This window comes from Varibaculum massiliense (assembly GCF_900106855.1).
Classification (GTDB): domain Bacteria; phylum Actinomycetota; class Actinomycetes; order Actinomycetales; family Actinomycetaceae; genus Varibaculum; species Varibaculum massiliense.
Genome location: NZ_FNWI01000004.1, coordinates 2,027,697 through 2,046,369, shown reverse-complemented (window position 1 = coordinate 2,046,369; position 18,673 = coordinate 2,027,697). Strand labels below are relative to the sequence as shown.

18 protein-coding genes and 1 riboswitch are annotated in these 18,673 nt (G+C 55.5%); of the genes, 3 read left to right on the top strand and 15 right to left on the bottom strand.

Annotation, left to right across the window (positions count from 1 at the left end; all coding sequences use genetic code 11):
* Positions 1-105: 105 nt before the first annotated feature.
* From era to ribD, 11 genes are all read right to left on the bottom strand, one after another.
* Positions 106-1,167 (bottom strand): GTPase Era, encoded by a 1,062-nt coding sequence (era, locus tag BQ5456_RS10625; RefSeq protein WP_071129685.1) that lies wholly within the window; start codon positions 1,165-1,167, stop codon positions 106-108.
* Positions 1,164-2,459 (bottom strand): hemolysin family protein, encoded by a 1,296-nt coding sequence (locus BQ5456_RS09030; protein WP_071129684.1) that lies wholly within the window; start codon positions 2,457-2,459, stop codon positions 1,164-1,166. Before BQ5456_RS09030 ends, era begins: the two co-directional genes overlap by 4 nt.
* 2 nt (positions 2,460-2,461) lie before the next feature.
* Positions 2,462-2,917, bottom strand: a complete 456-nt coding sequence (ybeY, locus tag BQ5456_RS09025) for an rRNA maturation RNase YbeY (RefSeq protein WP_071129683.1) — start codon at positions 2,915-2,917, stop codon at positions 2,462-2,464.
* Complete coding sequence (locus BQ5456_RS09020) at positions 2,914-3,873, bottom strand: PhoH family protein (protein ID WP_071129682.1); 960 nt, start codon at positions 3,871-3,873, stop codon at positions 2,914-2,916. The genes ybeY and BQ5456_RS09020 overlap by 4 nt, the downstream gene beginning before the upstream one ends.
* Positions 3,874-4,656 carry a 16S rRNA (uracil(1498)-N(3))-methyltransferase gene (locus BQ5456_RS09015; RefSeq protein WP_071129681.1) on the bottom strand — a complete coding sequence of 261 codons (783 nt, stop codon included), beginning with the start codon at positions 4,654-4,656 and terminating at the stop codon, positions 3,874-3,876.
* Positions 4,656-5,762 carry a molecular chaperone DnaJ gene (dnaJ, locus tag BQ5456_RS09010; RefSeq protein WP_071129680.1) on the bottom strand — a complete coding sequence of 369 codons (1,107 nt, stop codon included), beginning with the start codon at positions 5,760-5,762 and terminating at the stop codon, positions 4,656-4,658. The genes BQ5456_RS09015 and dnaJ overlap by 1 nt, the downstream gene beginning before the upstream one ends.
* A gap of 25 nt (positions 5,763-5,787) precedes the next feature.
* On the bottom strand, positions 5,788-6,813 hold the full coding sequence (gene hrcA / locus BQ5456_RS09005; RefSeq protein WP_071129679.1) for a heat-inducible transcriptional repressor HrcA: 1,026 nt from the start codon (positions 6,811-6,813) through the stop codon (positions 5,788-5,790).
* A 150-nt stretch (positions 6,814-6,963) separates the two neighbouring features.
* Entirely contained in the window at positions 6,964-7,437 is a 474-nt protein-coding gene (gene ribH / locus BQ5456_RS09000; protein ID WP_071129678.1) for a 6,7-dimethyl-8-ribityllumazine synthase, read from the bottom strand.
* A gap of 48 nt (positions 7,438-7,485) precedes the next feature.
* Entirely contained in the window at positions 7,486-8,730 is a 1,245-nt protein-coding gene (locus BQ5456_RS08995) for a bifunctional 3,4-dihydroxy-2-butanone-4-phosphate synthase/GTP cyclohydrolase II (RefSeq protein ID WP_071129677.1), read from the bottom strand.
* Complete coding sequence (locus BQ5456_RS08990) at positions 8,727-9,275, bottom strand: riboflavin synthase (protein WP_235858568.1); 549 nt, start codon at positions 9,273-9,275, stop codon at positions 8,727-8,729. The genes BQ5456_RS08995 and BQ5456_RS08990 overlap by 4 nt, the downstream gene beginning before the upstream one ends.
* A 32-nt stretch (positions 9,276-9,307) precedes the next feature.
* The gene (gene ribD, locus BQ5456_RS08985) at positions 9,308-10,372 is read right to left on the bottom strand and encodes a bifunctional diaminohydroxyphosphoribosylaminopyrimidine deaminase/5-amino-6-(5-phosphoribosylamino)uracil reductase RibD (RefSeq protein WP_071130019.1); all 1,065 of its coding nucleotides are present in this window, start codon (positions 10,370-10,372) and stop codon (positions 9,308-9,310) included.
* A gap of 73 nt (positions 10,373-10,445) precedes the next feature.
* Positions 10,446-10,567, bottom strand: a riboswitch (FMN riboswitch).
* A gap of 94 nt (positions 10,568-10,661) precedes the next feature.
* Here ribD and BQ5456_RS08980 point away from each other — a divergent pair.
* Both BQ5456_RS08980 and BQ5456_RS08975 read left to right on the top strand, forming a co-directional pair.
* Entirely contained in the window at positions 10,662-11,465 is an 804-nt protein-coding gene (locus BQ5456_RS08980) for a glutathione S-transferase family protein (protein WP_071129675.1), read from the top strand.
* A gap of 22 nt (positions 11,466-11,487) precedes the next feature.
* Positions 11,488-12,375, top strand: a complete 888-nt coding sequence (locus BQ5456_RS08975; RefSeq protein ID WP_071129674.1) for a DUF3097 family protein — start codon at positions 11,488-11,490, stop codon at positions 12,373-12,375.
* A gap of 21 nt (positions 12,376-12,396) precedes the next feature.
* Here the strand turns inward: BQ5456_RS08975 and hemW are convergent, their stop codons facing one another.
* The 4 genes from hemW to BQ5456_RS08955 form a co-directional block, all read right to left on the bottom strand.
* A complete protein-coding gene (gene hemW, locus BQ5456_RS08970) occupies positions 12,397-13,701 on the bottom strand; it encodes a radical SAM family heme chaperone HemW (protein WP_143037073.1) in 1,305 nt (434 codons plus the stop codon).
* Positions 13,698-14,564: a tRNA (guanosine(46)-N7)-methyltransferase TrmB gene (gene trmB, locus BQ5456_RS08965; RefSeq protein WP_083378450.1), complete on the bottom strand. Its 867-nt coding sequence runs from the start codon at positions 14,562-14,564 to the stop codon at positions 13,698-13,700. Before trmB ends, hemW begins: the two co-directional genes overlap by 4 nt.
* Before the next feature lie 3 nt (positions 14,565-14,567).
* A complete protein-coding gene (lepA, locus tag BQ5456_RS08960) occupies positions 14,568-16,415 on the bottom strand; it encodes a translation elongation factor 4 (protein ID WP_235858567.1) in 1,848 nt (615 codons plus the stop codon).
* Positions 16,416-16,483: 68 nt separating this feature from the next.
* On the bottom strand, positions 16,484-18,034 hold the full coding sequence (locus BQ5456_RS08955) for an LLM class flavin-dependent oxidoreductase (protein ID WP_071129672.1): 1,551 nt from the start codon (positions 18,032-18,034) through the stop codon (positions 16,484-16,486).
* A 173-nt stretch (positions 18,035-18,207) separates the two neighbouring features.
* On the opposite strand from BQ5456_RS08955, the gene BQ5456_RS08950 reads away from it, so the two are divergent.
* Positions 18,208-18,639, top strand: a complete 432-nt coding sequence (locus tag BQ5456_RS08950) for an RNA-binding S4 domain-containing protein (RefSeq protein WP_071129671.1) — start codon at positions 18,208-18,210, stop codon at positions 18,637-18,639.
* Positions 18,640-18,673 lie beyond the last annotated feature (34 nt).

The window sequence follows — 18,673 nt, the reverse complement described above, 5'->3', positions numbered from 1 at the left end:
CTCATCTGCGGGGAAACGTTTACAAGACCGCGGTGGTAAGGGTGCTTCTAAAACCCTAGCTTTTTACCCAGCACCCATCCAAGAGGACGGCACCCCGGCAGCGCGCTAAAACCCTAGGCGCCCTAGCATTTTCGTGTCGGACTGCCAGTTCTTCGCCACCCGCACATGCAGGTGCAAGTGCACCGGTTGCCCCAAAAGTTTTTGAATCTGCCGTTTGGATTTAATCCGTACCCGGCGAATATGACTACCGCCCTTACCGATCAAAATTCCCTTTTGGGAATCGCGTTCCACAAACACGTTTACATGCACGTCAAGGGGTTTGGTTTCTTTCTGAGGCGGCGCGGGCTTGCCCTCAGTAGCGCTATCGGAGGGCGAGTTTGCGCTGTCGTAAGCAGCCGTCTCCTCGCTTTGATCAGCAGTTTCCTCTTGTTTCTGAGGGAGGCGGTGGGTTCCGTAGCCCAGGTGCGGCCCGCTATCTTCCCCCTGATAGAGGATCTCCTCTACTTGAACGGCGATCGAATGCGGCAATTCTTCGCGCACTCCCTCGAGCGCGGCCTCACGTACAAACTCCGCAATCATTTTTTCTACCGACTCATCACTTACCTGGTCGCGGGGATAAAGGGGCGGGGAAGGCGGCAGATATTTAGCAATCTGATCAGCCAGAACAGACACTTCACCCTCTAGGGCACTGAGAGGGACAATCTCCTGCCAATCCCCCAATTCCCCCGCAGCTACCAGCGCGGCCACCATCCGTTCTTTAGAAACCAGGTCTGCTTTGGTAACCGCTAAAATCACCGGGATATTCAGTTCTTTCAGTTCCGCAGCAATATAGCGATCCCCTGGACCGATCTTTTGATCAGCCGGCACGCAAAACACCACCGCATCTACATCTACCAGGGCTTCACGCACCATATCGTTCAGACGTTTGCCCAGAAGGGTACGGGGACGGTGCAAACCGGGAGTATCCACCAACGCAATCTGGTAGTCCTGCCCCTGAACTACTCCCCTCACGTTATGGCGGGTAGTTTCCGGGCGGGAAGAAGTAATCGCCACCTTTTGCCCTACCAGCGCATTCGTTAGGGTAGATTTGCCAACATTGGGGCGTCCGACGATAGAAACAAATCCCGCGCGGTGCTGGCTAGGGTCATTTTTCACTTGTTTGCTCATTCCTCGTCCGTTTCTATCTCTAGACGTTTTACCAATAGGGTATCCATTTGCCGGCGGCGACCGGCAACTGTTTTCACCGTTAACTCCAGTCCCATGACGCAGGCATGAGAACCCAACAGCGGCACTTTACCCAGCGCTTTTGCCAGCAGCCCGCCAGCAGTATCGACTTCATCATCATCGATTTCTAGATCCACCAGTGTGGCCAGGTCATCTAGCCCTAGCCGAGCAGGTATCACCCAGGTGTTATCGCTCAGTTGCTCCGGTTCTTGTTCGGCACGGTCATGCTCATCGGTTACCTCACCGACCAGCTCTTCCAATATATCTTCGATAGTTACCAGACCGACTGTCCCTCCCCATTCGTCTACTACTACCGCGATATGCGGGGCATCGGCTTGCATTTGGCGCATCAGGTCATCAGCGAGCATCACTTCGGGGACAAAGAATGCTTCCCGCATCATCTCTGGAACCGGGTGATCCATTAGCTCAGGACGGGAAAAACAGCGAGAAACTACGTCTTTTAGGTAGAGCATCCCGCGGACATCATCGGCATCATCACCAATTACCGGAATCCGAGAAAAACCAGATTGAATAAAAATTTCAAAGGCTTCCCGAGCCAAAGTGGTGGTATCTACCGCCACCATATCGGTACGAGGAACAATAAGTTCCCGGACCAAAGTAGTCCCCAGCTCCAGAGCCGAACGCACGATTTCGCGGTCTTCATCCTCGAAAGCCAGATTTTCTTCCTCGGCCATCTCATCGACCATTTCCCGGAAATCTTCGGCAATTTCGGCGCGGGAAGCGGCCTCATCTACCGGGGAAAGCGGCGCTATTCTATTAGCTATCCATTCTATTGGGCGATATAGAACCGAAATCTTCAGCCCGAAACTGACCATTTTACTGAGCCACAAGGCAGTAGCTTCCGGGCGATAACGCCCAATCCGCATGCCTGCAAAAGTAGCAAAAATTAGCAGCAACGCCCCTAAAACCAGCAGCGACACTAATAGTGCCACCCACCAAACCAGCCCAAACCCCACCATTGCTAAGGTCATACAAGTCGCCGCTAAGACCTGTGCGAATAGGCGCCAGGACTGACAAATAGCCACAGTGTGAGCCCGGTCTGCAACCAGCGCGCGCACTAGGGGTGCGCGGTGACGCCCCTCCTCTACCAAGTCTTGCGCACGCGCATGCGAGAGAGTTTGAAATGCCCCCAAAGCAGCTGTCCAGGCAGCGTCTACCGCCACTAGCACAATCGCTAAAGCCAGCAGCCTCCCGGCAGGTATTTGGGAGAACAAAACTAGCTCCGTTCCGCCAAGAAAGTCAACAGCAATTTCCGTTGCAGGGCGAACATTTCTTTTTCTTCATCTTTTTCGGCGTGATCATAGCCTAAAAGATGTAAGATTCCATGCACCGTAAGCAGTAGCATTTCTTCGGTGGAAGAGTGGCCGGCATTGGCCGCCTGCGTCTGGGCAACCTCAGGACAAATCACGATGTCCCCTAAGATTCCCGCCTCGGTGGGAGCATCCGCGCTTCCCGGACGCAGCTCATCCATGGGAAAACTCATCACGTCAGTGGGACCTTCCAAATCTAACCAGCGCTCATGTAAGGCAGCGATGGCATCCGGTTCTACAAAAATCACCGACATTTCCGCCGCCGGAGATACGTGCAGCGCGCGGAGCACGTAGTCGGCAAGTTCTTGGAACTCCACCCCATCGATTTGGTATTCAGTTTCGTTTAAGACCTCTACGCTCACCGGTACTTCTCCCCCTCATCTGTAGCGATTGCCTGTCGCTCATAAGCGTCAATAATCAGCCCCACCAGTTTATCGCGCACCACGTCCTCGCTGGTCAAATAGCAAAACTCTATATCTTTAACTCCGGTGAGGACGTTGCGAGCATCCTTTAGTCCCGAAAGTTTGCCCCGGGGAAGATCAATTTGGGTAATATCACCGGTCACCACCATAGTCGAGCCCTCCCCTAGGCGGGTGAGGAACATCTTCATCTGCTGGGTGGTAGTGTTTTGCGCTTCATCTAGCACAATAAACGCATGAGAAATGGTACGTCCGCGCATATAGGCGAGCGGAGCTACCTCGATAGTTCCCGACTCTAACAGCTGGGCAAGTTCTGCCGGTTCCAGCATTTCCCGCAGGGCATCGTAAAGAGGGCGCAGATAGGGATCAATTTTTTCGGTGAGAGTGCCGGGCAGGAAACCTAAAGATTCGCCGGCTTCTACGGCGGGACGGGTCAAAACGATGCGGGACACCGCCCCCGATTCCAAGGCTTCCACCGCTTTCGCCATCGCCAAATAGGTTTTTCCGGTTCCAGCCGGACCTACCCCGAACACGATACGGTTATTGGTAATCGCCTCTAAATAACTTTGCTGACCAGAGGTTTTTGCCCGAATCTGTCGGCGTTTGGTGCGTAGCACCGGCAGAGTTTCTTGGGTAGACATTAGAGTTAAGGCTTGCTGAACTGCCGCTGCCGATAGCGGATTTCCATGACGGGCAGCGGCAATCAACTCGCTAAGCAAATCCGCTCCCATGCGTGCCTCGCCGGGATTACCTTGAAAAGTCACTATCCCGCCGCGGGAGTTAATCCGCACTCCCGGCAGGTTGTCTTGCATCGCCCGCAACACCTGGTCACCAGGCCCGAACACCAGCACTGGATCCAGATCTTCCGGTAATAGCACCTGGGTTTGTTCATCGCTCATTTAAAGAGATTCCTTCCGACCCCACAGTCCACTGCAAAGCCCTAACGCCGCCAAAGCAGCTGGTCCGGCGCTAGAGGAACGTAAAACCGTTGGCCCTAGCCTGGCGGTAATTGCGCCCGCAGCTCTAAAGTCTGCAGTTTCCTCCGGGCTCACCCCGCCCTCCGGTCCGACTATCACCTGTACCATTTTAGCTTGCCTTACCTGCTCCCAGGCTTCGGTAAGAGGCAGGGAGGCATCCGGATCCAGCAGCAGAAACTTTTCTTCTCTGCTCCCGGCGGCAATTATTTCTCGCAGTTTCCGGGAATCAGCTAGGGGATCTAGCAATGGCCAGTTAGCGCGCCGTGATTGCTTCGCCGCCGCTTGCAGCAGTGACAGCCACTTCTTACTTCCCCGCTGCAGCTTTTGTCCCTTCCATTGCACGATGGAACGCTGCGCCGCCCAGGGACGCACCCGGCTCACCCCTAACTCGACTGCCGACTCTACTGCCTGCTCATCGCGCCCGCCTTTAGAAAGCGCCTGAATCAGCCCAAACTGGGTTTCAGGTAGCGATAGATGCATTACCTGAAGTACTTCGAACTCTAAATAGTTCTTATCGGTTGCCAATATCTGGCAGCTCAGACGCAGCCCCTTACCGTCAACCAGGTCGAGGGAATCGCCTACTCCTAAACGCAGCGAAGCTACCGCGTGAGCAGCTTCCGTACCTTTAAGGGATCCGCATCCTCCCTCCTGCAGGGAAGAAAGCGGCGGAGAGGATTCATCACCTAAAAATACCGGAAGAAACATTAGTTACCTGCAAATCGTTCCCGTAGGCGAGAGAACACTCCACCATCTTCTAACCGCTCTGGTTCGACCCGGTCTTCTTTTCGCAGCTGCGCTAACTGTTCGATTAGTTCCCGCTGGGCGGCATCCAGGTTGGTAGGCACCTGCACCATAATATTTACTATCAGGTCACCGCGCCCTTCCCGCTGCAAGCGCCCTACCCCCAGACCCGGCAGACGAATCTGTTGCCCCGGCTGGGTGCCCGCCGCAATGGTTATCTCTTGGGTTCCGTCGAAAGTTTCCAGGTCGACTTGGGTTCCTAAAATGGCGGCCGTCATCGGCACCCGCAAAGTGGTTTCCAGGTTATCTCCGTGCCGGGAAAATACCCGATGGGCACTCACTTTGATCTCTAAATACAAATCTCCATTGGGGCCACCGCCAGGCCCTACAGCCCCTTTACCGCGCAGCTGCACCTTATGACCGGTTTGCACCCCGGAAGGAATCTCTATCTGCATGGTGGCGGTGGTGCGCACCCTTCCTTCACCGGAACATTCGGGGCAAGGATCCGGGATAGTAGTGCCGTGACCAGCGCAAGCACTGCAGGGAACCGTAGATTGCATTTGCCCCAGGAAGGTGCGGGTGGAGCGGGTTACCGAGCCGCGTCCGTTACAAACCTGGCAGGTGCGCGGGGAAGTTCCCGGAGCGCAACAGCTACCCTCACAGGTGGGACAGACTACCGCGGTGCGCACCTGTACTTCTTTCTTTACCCCAAAAACCGCTTCTTCTAAAGAGATCTCTAGGCGTTGACGCAGGTCTTCACCTCGCCGCCCTCTGGGAGTAGGTCCGCCGCCGCCTTCGGCTCCGAAGAAGGATTCGAAAATATCGGAGAACATTGAAAAGTCCCCCATACCGGAGCTGGCAAACCCGGAATCGCCTCCCATATCGTAGCGACGTCGCTTGTCGGGATCAGAGAGGACTTCGTGTGCCATAGAGACTTCTTTGAAAGCCTCCTCTGATTCCGGCCCGGCTACGTCGGGATGCAATTTGCGGGCTTTACGGCGGTATGCGCGGCGGATTTCCGCCTCGGTGGCATCCCGGGAAACCCCTAGAATCTCGTAATAATCAGCCAACGGTATTTTTTCCTCTTTCCTTTACCTACCTGGTCATCATGCGTGATAAATATCGGGAAACCGCGCGCACTATACTCATCGCGTGCGGATAGTCCATCCTTTGCGGGCCTACTATCCCCACGTGGGCGACCCCGCTTTCTTTATCTCCATAGGCACCGGTCACGATGGAGGTTTCCGACAGGGAACGCTCCCCCGATTCCGAGCCAATCGTCACTGTTACCGGAGAATCCTGCTGGTCAATCTCAGAAAATAGCCGCAGCAAAGTTACCTGCTCTTCCAAGACATCCAAAATCGAACCGATTGAGCGAGAAAACTCGGGGCTAGAGCGCACCAAATTTCCCGCTCCCACCATCACAATCCTCTCGGTTTGTTCCCCGGTTAAGGCTTCACGAATAATCGGCATAATTTGGGATATTAGTTCTAGCTGTTCGGGGCGCGCCCCTGCAATTAAAACCGGCTCTAGCTGGGCTATTTGGGTTTCTTCCATCCCCTCCAAAGCGGAGTTCAAAAGCATAGCCAAGGAGCGGGCGCTCGCCGAATCGACCTCGTAGCGGGTATCAATCGTGGTTTGCTGTACCCGCGCGCTGTTGGTAATCACGATTACCAACAGTTTGTATTCGGCAACCGGAATCAGTTCGATATGGCGCAGACCGCTGCGTTCAAAATGCGGATACTGCACAATCGCCAATTGTTGAGTGAGCTGGGCTAATACCCGAACGGTCCGTTCGACCACCTCATCAAAATCGGCAGATCCCAGTACAAAAGCTTCAATTGCGCGACGCTGGGAACTGGTGATGGGACGTAGCTCAGAAATCCGGTCTACAAAGGCACGGTAGCCTTTTTCAGTAGGCACCCGCCCCGCGGAAGTGTGCGGCTGATAAAGATAGCCCTTTTCTTCCAACACTGACATATCGTTGCGCACAGTGGCGGGAGAAACCCGCAAATCATGCCGGTCGACCAACGCTTTAGAGCCTACAGGTTCACCGGTTTCCACATAATCGGTGACGATAGCTCGCAAAACGTCATCACGACGGATACTTGCCTGGCTCATTTCTCCTCACTGTTCTCTGGCTGCGGCAGCGCGAAATGCCATCCGAAAAATTTTAAGCACTCGACCGCCTCGACTGCTAACTCTACCCTGATTGGCAGCTAGTTATTAACCTCGAATCGCAGATTCGCGCAAAGCAAAAGGTGCTCGCGCCTAGTTTTTAGCCTCCGCTAAGACCTGCACCATCGCTAGCGCCGCTTGCACCGCCTCGTAACCTTTATCTTCATGGGAGGATTCCAGTCCGACCCGATCCAGGGCTTGCTCCAGGTTATCGCAGGTAAGCAGCCCAAATCCTAGCGGAATCTGGGACTCCACCGATACTTTGGTAAGGCCGTAGGTGGCGGCGTCACATACGTAATCAAAATGAGGGGTACCTCCGCGGATAACCACCCCCAAGCAAACCAGGGCGTCCGCTTTCTCGCTTTCGGCGTAGGCTTTAGCCGCGAGGGGAAGCTCAAAAGAGCCCGGAACCCGCACGACTTCGAAGTCGGCTTTAGCATCCTGGCAGGCGCGTTTTGCCCCTGCTACTAGACCGTCCATTACCTGTTCATGCCAGCGGGTAGCAATGATTACCACCTTTTTCCCCGCAGCGGAAGTATGTAGGTCGGGAACTCCGGCTCCAGCCATTTCTTTCTCCTTAGCGCTTGTAGATTAGTTAAAAATAGGACGTGACCTCTATTTTTCAGTCACGAATTTATCGAGGTCGTGGAAGGTATGCCCCAGCCGCTGTTTCGTGCGTAAATACTCGATATTGTGGGGGTCAATCCCTACTTCTAGCGGCACGGTTTCCTCTACCTGAATCCCGTCTTGACTAAGCAGCGCCTTTTGCGGATTGTTGGTGAGCAAACGAATATTAGTCATCTTTAGGTTCCGTAAGATTGCGGCCGCGGCCCCATATTCCCGCAGGTCTACCGGCCACCCCAAGTCGAGATTGGCTTGAGCAGTATCGCGCCCTTGGTCTTGAAGAGCATAGGCTTTGATTTTTTCGCTAAGCCCAATCCCGCGTCCTTCTTGTCCGCGCAGATAAATAATCGCGCCGCCCTCACCAGCTATTTTCTTCATAGCTTGGTGCAGTTGGGGACCGCAATCACAGCGTAGGGAGCCAAAAGATTCTCCGGTGAGGCATTCGGAATGCACTCGCACCAGTGCACTCGCCTCGGGGGTCTTTTCCGAAATCAAAGCGATATGAACTGCCCCCAGTTCCGCATCCCGATAGGCGCGCACCGTAAAATCCCCAAACTTGGTGGGCAACTTGGCGGTGGCTATCTGGGTAACCCGAGGGATCTCTGCTGTATCTGCCTGCGGTTTCACCTGGGTGAGATATTCTTTTAGTTCGGCAACCGTGATTAGCTCCAAGTCGAATTTTTCGGCAATCGCCGGGCAGTCATGATAGCGAATCATGGAGCCGTCATCGTGCACCATTTCCCCGATCGCCGCTACCGGCTCCAGGTCTGCCAGATTCATGAGATCTACTGCCGCTTCGGTATGTCCTGCCCGGGTAAACACCCCGCCACCGCGGGCTCGCAGCGGCAAAATATGTCCCGGTCGCACCAAATCTTCACTGCGCGAGAGAGGATTTGCTAAAGCCCGCAAAGTGGTTCGGCGATCCGCAGCCGAGATTCCAGTGGTTACTCCCCGCGCCGCGTCGCAGGAAACCGTATAACAGGTGCGCAGTTGGTCTTGATTTGCCGGCCACTGGATCGGCAGTCCTAGCAGTTCCGCGCGTTCGGCAGGCATGGGGGCGCAGATATAGCCAGAGGTGTAGCGCACCATCCACCCCATCCACTCAGGAGTCACCTTTTGGGCACTAACGATCGCGTCGACCTCGTTTTCCCGGTCTTTGGAATCGGCAACCAGGACGGGCTTTCCGGCCCTGAGCGCCGCGCTTACTCGCGCAAATAACTGCGCCAAGTCACTCATTGGTTATTACTCCCCTCCAGTAAACGTTCCACGTATTTCGCTATTTGGTCAGTCTCTAAGTTAACTACCGAGCCGAGCGAAAGCGTTCCTAAAGTAGTGTTATCGCGGGTGACAGGGATGATTGCCACCCGGAAATAGTCCACGCCCACCGCGGTTACGGTTAAAGACACTCCGTCAATCGCAATCGAGCCTTTACGAGCAATCTGAGGCATTAACGCGGGCGGAGCGGAGATTTGTATCTCCAGCCAGCGTTCGCCCTCTTCTAAGGAAGTAACTGTGCCGGTGCCATCGATATGTCCGGCAACCAGGTGTCCCCCCAGGCGATCTGTAGGCAGGAGGGCGCGCTCCAGATTAAGCGGGTCGCCTACGTGCTTTTGCCCTAAAGTCGTGAGCCTGACGGTTTCCGGCATCGCATAGGCAAAAAAGGTATCGCCCTCTACCCGGGTCACCGTGAGGCAAATCCCGGAAGTAGCCACGGATTCTCCGGGATTGAGTTCGCCAGCGAAACTGCAAGACACCCCGATCTCGAGATCTTTTTCCTGCATTTTTAGGGCCTTAATGCGCCCTACCTCTTGTATTAGCCCGGTAAACACGACGCCTCTTTCTTTTCTAATGCCAAGAAAACATCTCCACCTAGCTCTTTGACTTGTTGCAAACTAAAATCTAGCGAGCTACTCAAGGAGCTAATCCCCAGGTCACCTATCCCCTGGCGTCCTGCCCCCAATAGGCGGGGAGCGAGGTAAACATGCAGTTCATCAACCAGGTTCGCCTTTAATGCGGCAGTTATTAAAGTGGGCCCGCCCTCGAGCAGCGCAAAAATCTCTCCCCGCTGGTAGCAGCTTTCTAGTACCGCCTTGAGGTCATGGGTGCGTGCCTGTTCCGCTTTACCTGCCAGGTAAAAATCTGCGGGAATATCGCGGTTACCAACTATCAGGGGGCGCGGCTGGTGCGGGAGGTGCCGCCCATCGGCTAGACGCGCGGACAGTTGCGGGTTATCGGCTAGTACGGTACCGGTACCGGCAATAATCACATCTACGCGAGAACGAATCCGGTGTGCGTAGGCTCGCGAAAGCCGGTTGGTGATCCACTGGCTCGATCCGTCCTTTGCGGCACAGTACCCATCTAGGGTTTGCGCTACTTTTGCGATTGTCCAGGGTCTACCGCGCTTGGTGGCTCGAACCCACTGAGCGCTAACTGACCGGGCTTTAGCGAGGGCGTTTTCCTCAATCCCTACTTCCCTGGCAGGCTGGGCATTAATCCCCTGTTGCTGTAGATATTCCCCGCCTCCAGCAGCTTTGGGATTAGGATCTGGAACCGCCCAAATAACATTCTTGATTCCAGCTTCGATGAGGGCGCGGGTACAGGGAGGAGTTTTACCGCTATGGTTGCAGGGCTCCAAGGTGACTACTGCTGTGAGCGGAGCAGATCCGGTGTCCTCTTTTAAGTTGGCAAGCGCATCGACTTCAGCATGGGGGGTACCTGCTCCCCGGTGATACCCCATCGCCAAAATTCGACCGGCCGGAGAAAGAATAGCGCAGCCTACCTGAGGATTTCCTCCGGTTCTCGGGCCTTGCAGAGCAGCTTTGGTGGCGGCTGCCAGCGCATGAGTAAGCGCCGACCTGGGGGGCATCGAGTGTGCCAACAAAAAACCTCCTCGCGAATAGCGTGTTCCGAGGAGACTTGAGCGCGCGAATACGCCACGCGGGCATGACTACCCGTGCTGCCTCCCATCCGGACTGTAACCGTCGGTACCGGAATTTCACCGGTTCAGCCACCCAATATGGGCGGGTCGCGGACTTTACCGCCGGTTCGGATTTTCACCGACCCCGGAGCACTCGTTTATTATGCCACATTTTGACTCGATTCGCTCAGCAAGCGAGGGGGCTCCGCATTTGCGATAATGAAAGTTGAGTCAAGAACAGGAGTTGTCCATGATCCCAAATTATCGTTTTGGTAGCGCCGAGTTGCCGGTGCAGGCCGGCCGCTACCTGCTAGTAGTTTCTCCCCTGTGTCCCTATTGCCGCCGGGTGACGATTGCGCGGCGACTTTTAGGTTTAGAGGCCGCAATCGGGGTGCGTTACGCTACCGGCTCTGGTCCGGATGGTTTCGAGTTTATTCGGGATGGCTATTCCTATGACCCGGTGCTAATGGTGCGTTCCGCGCGCGAACTTTATCGCCGTCAACCCACTTTTGAGCCAGATGATCCCCAAACCGTGCCGGTGATTTTGGATTCCCAGCGCAATAACCAGATTGTGGCTACCGAGTCTGCCGATATGCTGCTAGATTTTTGCACCGCCTGGAAACCTTTCTGCCATTTTGAAGCCCCGGATCTGTATCCGCCAGCGGAACGGGAAAACCTAGATGAGTTCGATGCCTGGCTTAATAAGCAGCTAGTCGCACCGTCTTGGTCGGTTTCTCATGGGGAAGCGGATGCGGAAACGCGTGAAGAATTTTCGCGGACTCTGCAGCGCCTGGACGGGATGTTGCGGGAAAATCCGTTCCTTACTGGCCAGCAGCCGCGGGAAAGCGATATTCGCGCCTTTGTGGTTTTCCAGGTGATCTCTTCTGCAGATCCCCAGATTTTGAGTGATTTCCAGGCGATTAGCGAGTATCTTTCGCGCTTGAGCAAATTGCCTACCTGGGTGAGTCCGGAAGAAGCAGCGGCTCTTGACCCTGATTATTCCGGCATCGGCGAATCTGAAGACTCTGCCGGGGCGGTAGCCTGTAGCGCCTAGGCTCTTCCCTTATAGTTAGGGCGTGTTTGATCGCTACGGAAAAGACGTCCTCGCTAATGATGATTGGCGGAAACTGCCTGCTTCTCGTCCGGTGGCTGCTACCCGCGGTCTGGTGGTTGAGGATGTGATGACCGGTTTTGTAGGTGCGGTGCTGCGCTGTTATAAAGCCGGCGGCATGTATCTGGTGGAGCTGGAGGATCGCCGCGGCAAAGTCCGGGCTTTCCCCCTGGGTGCCGGTTTTTGGATTGACGGGAAACCGGTAGAACTGCGGGCTCCCGTGCCGGCGGCCAAAAACGATAAATCTCCCAAGCTGGCGAGCGGTAGAGCTGCTACGAACTCCGGTTCTCGCCGCGCGCCGCAGGAGGATAAACGGCGGGCACGGGTGGCGCGGGCTTCCCGGATTTGGGTGGAAGGGCGCCACGACGCGGAGCTAGTGGAGCACGTTTGGGGCGATGACCTGCGAGAGCTGGGAGTGGTAGTTGAAATCCTCGATGGAGTAGATCATCTTCAGGAGCGGCTGGCGCAGTTCGGTCCTACCTCGCGAGAAAGAATCGGAGCCTTAGTTGATCACCTGGTAACTGGCTCTAAAGAATCTCGCATCGCCCAGCACTGTATCGCTACTTTTGGGGAGGACGCAGTCGCGATTGCGGGGCATCCGTTCGTGGATGTGTGGCAGGCAGTAAAACCGCAGCGAGTGGGGCTAGCGTCTTGGCCACCGGTGCCGCGTGGTACCGATATTAAAGTGGGTAGCCTGCAAGCTTTAGGCTTACCGGCGAAAAACCAGGCAGATATCGCTCAGGGTTGGAAACATATATTGCGGCAAGTCCGCGATTGGCGGGATCTGGAACCCGGTCTTTTAGGGCCGGTAGAATCGCTAATCGATTTCGTTACCGCCGCCGGCACCCGCTAACTGCAAAACTGCACGTGACCGCTACCAGCCAAGTAACTGACCAGTAACATAGTCGGCCATCAAGCGCCCCCGCAAAGTTAGTACTGCTTGACCGCGCCGCGCCGATTCTGGCTGCAAATATCCCGCCTCCACCAGTGGCGCTATGCGAGCGCCTTCCGCTGGCGTCAAATGTTTTACCCCCGAGGCGGTGCGCAGCCCCAGCATAATCCGCTCCAGTTCCCGGCTGGCAGCAGCTACCACTTCCCCATCCTGGACTGGGAGTTCACCTGCGGCTACGCGGCTAGCGTAGGCGCGGGGATGTTTGCAGTTCCACCAACGTACCTGGCCGAGATGAGAATGTGCGCCCGATCCGATCCCCCACCAATTCCAGTCTCGCCAATAGGCCAGGTTATGCCGCGATGCATTCGCCAGAAAAGTAGCGTCCGGAATCTGCGGGCTAGGAAGATTTTCGCCCTCTAGCCGCCGCGCCCAGTTGGAGATTTCATACCATTCGAAACCCGCCGCTTTCAGCAGCGAGTCCGCCATTTCATATTTTTCTGCCTGAATATCGGGATCTACCGGAGGTAGTTTCCCCCGTTCCACCAGGGCGTGCATTTTGGTACCCGGCTCAATCACCAGAGAATAGGCGCTAATATGGTCAACTTCTAACTCTAAGGCTGCCTGCAGAGAGGCTTCCCAATCCGCCAGAGATTCCCCCGGAGTGCCATAGATCAAATCTAAAGAAACTGCGAGTCCAGCTCGGCGCAGCGCCGCCACTGCCTGGGGAAGATTTTCGGGGCGGTGGGTACGTTCCAAAGTCGCTAACACCCTCGGTACCACCGATTGCATCCCCAGGGAAACTCGGGTAAATCCGCTGGCCGCTAAATCCTGCGCTACCTGGTCAGTTATCGTGTCCGGGTTAGCTTCGGTGGAGATTTCTGCCCCCGGAGCTATTCCCCAGGTGTCCGCGACTTCCTCCAGGATTGCCCGCAGCGCTCCCACGCTCAACATGGTGGGGGTGCCGCCTCCAAAATAAACCGAGGACGCCGGGGGCGGAACTAACTGATTTTCATCTAAAAACCCCGCGGCAAGTGTCAGTTCTTTACGCGCGGAATCGTGGTAGCTTTCCCGATCCGCACCGATTCCAAAACCTTTAACATAAGTGTTGAAGTCGCAGTACCCGCAACGCACCCGGCAAAAGGGAACATGGACATAGACCGCGAAACCTGGTGCCGACTGACCCAAATCAGAGCGCGCCGCGCCCTCCCTCGCTATCGGGAAAGACTGCGAGCACCCGCCGGCACTAGCCGCCGAAAACAGTGCCTGTAACTTGGCGGTTCCGCTCACGAAAGCCGCTGCGCCACCAGGTCAAATACTTCGCGTCCCGCTTCTAGGGCGCGCCGCTCAAACTTGGTCATTACTCGCCCTTCCCAACGAGGCGCGAAACCGCCGCGACCCGGATCCGGATCTTCCTCATGGGGATTAACGCCGGCATAAGGATTCTCAAAATAGGGGGAGCTTTCAATTACGTCTCGCATCTGGAACGCATAGTCAGACCAGTCGGTGGCCAGCCGCCAGATTCCGCCGGGACGCAGCACCCGCGCCACGGTTTCCGCAAACGGAGCCTGCACTAGGCGCCGTTTATGATGCTTAGTTTTTCGCCAGGGATCCGGGAAGAAAGTCCATACCTCATCGAGGGAACCTTCCGGGAATAGAATCGGCAAAGCCTGAGCCGCGTCAGCCTCGATAATCCGCAGGTTACCAACCCCGGATTTAACCGCCTTCGATACGGTTTGAGCTACTCCTGGGCGGTAAACCTCGAACCCGATATAGTCACGATCGGGATGGGAAACTGCCGCAGACACAATCTGATCCCCGTTACCCGTACCAATTTCCAGGCGCACCACCGAGTTGCGGTCAAAAATCCGCTTAAACGATAGCGGCTTGGCGTCTTCGGCTACCGCCGTATATCCCGCCCCAGTCGGTACCTCTAATACGTATTCACTGGCATGCGCGTCCCAAGTATGTTGCAGGGAATCGCTAAGTTGCCGTGCCCGCGACACAAATGACTTTGAGCGGGCCAGATAGCGCCCCTCGGGGGATGACAGGTCAAAATCGGTGGCACTGTCGCCATGGTCACCGCCTGCCAGTTCCTCCGCCGAATACAAATCTGCAGTCGCATCTTCGCGATCAGATAGTTCTTCACTCATGATTTACCCCTTTCCCGTGGGCGTATCTTGGGTTATGGCCTCAATGAAAGCCGAGTTCGGGATTTCCACCGCGCCCACCGCTTTCATCCGTTTCTTGCCGGCCTTCTGTTTTTCCAAAAGTTTACGTTTACGGGAAATATCCCCGCCATAGCATTTCGCCAACATATCTTTACGTAGCGCCCGGATAGTTTGCCGGGCAATAATCCGCGAACCTACCGCCGCCTGCACCGGAATCTCGAACTGCTGACGAGGAATCAACTCTTTTAGCCGCCGTGTCATCTTATCCCCGTAGCTATAAGCCGCGTCACGATGCACAATGGCGCTAAAGGCATCTACCACGTCACCATTCAAAAGCACATCTACCTTCACCAAATCCGCAGACTGGGTGCCGGCCTCGTGATAATCCAAAGAGGCAAATCCCCGGGTCCGGGATTTCAGCTGGTCAAAGAAGTCAAAAACGATTTCTGCTAGCGGCAGCCGGTAATGCATCTCTACCCGGTCAGAGGAAAGATATTCCATTTTCCCTAAGGTACCTCGCCTGCCTTGGCAGAGTTCCATCACCCGCCCCACATAATCATTCGGGGTTAAAACCGTGGCTTCTACTACCGGTTCTTGCACATCAAAAACTTTCCCATCCGGGTATTCCGAAGGGTTAGTGACCTCTAGTTCGCTGCCGTCCTCCCTGGTTACCTGATAGATCACCGAGGGCGCGGTGGCGATAATCGACAGTCCGGCTTCTCGCTCCAGGCGCTCTTTAACAATCTCTAGGTGAAGCAGCCCCAAGAATCCGCAGCGGAAACCAAAACCTAAGGCCACGGAGGTTTCGGGTTCAAAAGTAATCGCGGCATCGTTTAGCTGCAAGCGGTCAAGAGCCTCGCGTAAATCCGGAAAGTCATCCCCATCTACCGGATAGATCCCCGAATAAACCATTGGTTTGGGTTCTTTATATCCGGGAAGAATCTCGCTGGCCGGGTCTTTAGCGCTGGTTACCGTATCACCGACTTTTGACAAACGTACATCTTTGGCACCAGTTATCAGGTAGCCGACCTCTCCCGGTCCTAGCCCTTCAGCCGGGGTGGGTTCTGGGGAAATCACCCCGATTTCTAAAAGTTCATGTTCGGAGCCGGTGGCCATCATCTTGACCCGCTGCCCCTTTTTAAGGCTGCCATCCATCATCCGCACGTAGGTAACTACCCCGCGATAAGTGTCGTAGATGGAATCAAAAATTAGGGCGCGTGCCTGGCTGCGATCAGATTTCGGGGCGGGAACATCTGACACAATCCGATCAAGTAGCTCCGGCACGCCCTCCCCGGTCTTGGCAGATACCCGCAGGCAATCCTCAGGAGATCCCCCGAGCAGACCCGCGATTTCCTCGGCACAACGCTCAGGTTGGGCCGCTGGCAGGTCAATCTTGTTCAATACCGGGATAATCACCAGATCATGTTCCATCGCCATATACAGGTTGGCGAGGGTTTGCGCCTCAATCCCCTGGGAAGAATCAATCAGCAGGATCGCACCTTCGCAGGCAGCTAGGGAGCGGGACACTTCGTAGGAAAAATCTACGTGACCAGGAGTATCAATCATATTGAGGACGTAATGGGTATCCCCCACTTGCCAAGGCATTCGCACTGCCTGGGATTTAATCGTGATTCCCCGTTCGCGCTCAATATCCATGCGATCCAGATATTGCTCACGCATTTCCCGTTCGGAAACTACCCCGGTATCCCCCAACATGCGGTCAGCGAGAGTAGATTTCCCGTGATCGATATGGGCAATGATGCAAAAGTTACGAATCCGCTGAGGATCCGTGTTAGCGGGGGCGATTCCTAGATCCCGATCGCTATTAGCCAATCCTATTTTCTTTCTATTAAATCTGGGTGCCTTATCGGCGCCATCTTATTGCTCAAAAACCCCGAACGCTAACTGCGAGCACTGGGTTTGCGCCGTGTACGGGTGCGAGCAGTACTCTTAGCTGCGGACGATGCCTTTTCAGGGGGTGAATCCGCTTTGTCAGCAGTTTTCGCCGCCGGTTTTGCCTTGGTAGCAGATTTCGCTGCCGGTTTCCTGGTGGCGGGTTTCTTGCGGGCAGTAGTTTTATTGGCAGGCGCTTTCTTCACGGGAGCTTTTTCCGCGTTCGCGCCACTAGCTGCAGTTTTACCTGTAGAACTGGCTGCCCCTTTGAGTGCCGGCTTCTTGCGCTCGCTGCGATGCACCGGTCCGTAAACGGCAGACCGATTCCGAGTAGTGGCTCGTGGCGCCGGTTTTTCTTCCGGTTTCTCTTCGGCGATTTCTATCACTTCCGGTTCCGGGCTTTGGGAGGCTGGCTCCGCCGATTCTTCCTCGCCGTTTTCCGGCAAAATCGGCAGTCCCCATTCTTTGGCCACCAGCTCTAGAGAGTGAATCCGTACCTGGGGATCATAAGCGTGAGTAACGGTGATAATCTCGTCCACCATGTACTTGCGGGAAACCCAATCCATCTTTTCGACTACCTGCTCCGGGGTGCCTACCGCGTGAATAGAGGGCAGCGCCCGCACCCGGTTAGCTAGTTTTTCACCCAAAGTAGCGTCCAGATCATCTGTAGGCGGAGTGAGTGTACCCGGACGCCCCGACAGCACGTTACCTTGCACCTGTTGGGTGGTGGTGAACTGGTACTTGGCTTCCGCTTCGTCCTCGTTACACATCACGTTCATCCCCATCATCACCACGGGATGATCCACCATAGCCGTAGGGGCTTGGGCATTGAACTCACGCCGATAAATCTCAACCGCTTCATCAACGTTATAGGGGGCGAAATGCCCACCAAACACATAGGGCATTCCCAGGTCAGCAGCTACTTTTGCCCCCGCCGAGGAGGAAGAAAGCATCCACATGGGAATAGCAGTCCCCTCGCCAGGAATCGCGCGCACCCGGGTATAAGGCCGATCGACACCGATAACTTCAATTCCCAGAATCGAGGCTTCCGCACCCGAAACTACCCCGGAATGAACCACCGACTTTTGATCCGAAAGATAGGTGGCAAGTTCCTCTAGGTCTTCCTCGAAATAGGCGGGCTCACTGGATCCTCGGTGCAGCGCCCTGGCCGTTGCCGGATCAGTTCCGGGAGCGCGCCCTAACCCCAGGTCAACCCGCCCATCGTAGATGGTATATAACGTTCCGTAGGTTTCCGCTACCGTTAGCGGAGCCCAGTTGGGGAGCATGACCCCGCCAGCACCTACCCGCAGTCGGGTAGTGTTTTCCAGAGCGCGGGTGATGATAACCGCCGAAGCTGAACACATAAACACTTGAGACCCATGGTGTTCTGCCACCCACAGTCGGGTATAACCCAAGCGGTCAGCGTTCTTCGCCAGATTTAGGGAAGTGTCCAGCGCCTCTTTGCGGGTCATCCCGGTGGACAGCGGAGCAAGCTCCAAAATGTTCAAAGGAACCCGCCCATTGGGCAGCTTGGCAGCGGGAATTGGATTCGGTACCAATTTATTCCTTTCCTCAACACCCCTATGGGGCAATAATCCTCTCCTCTAAGGTTACGCCATTTGCGCCCGCGGCGGGGGGGGTAGAAGCGCTAACCTCTAAAATGAAAAATAGAAAACTACGGTAAAAATCGGAACATTTAGGACTTAGTGACTTGAGGAGCGGCGGAAACCAGATGGGAACCGAAGAACGCGGCCAGGGCAAAGCCACTGGAACCGCTAACGCTGTCTCAGTGCGTGCCGACATCTGGGTGTGGGCGGTACGCAAATATAAAACCCGCTCAGCAGCGTCCAAGGCGTGTAAAGCCGGACACGTGAAGATTAATGGGAAAAGCGCCAAGGCTTCTTCTCTGGTGCGTCTTGGTGACCAGGTAGTGGTGCGTATCGGGGGCTTTGACCACATACTGCAGGTAAAACAGATACTGGAGCGCAGGGTGAGCTATCCGGTAGCGCGTTTAGCCTACGAAGATCTAACTCCGCAGCGACTTCCGAAACTTTCTCTGCCGGCTTTACCACGCCGCGACGCCGGGAGTGGGCGGCCTACTAAAAAAGAACGGCGGCAGCTGGACCGGCTGCGCGGACGCAACCCTAATCAGGGGCGGCGTTAAGGAACGCTCTGGACGTTTCTATCGAAAGTTGGCG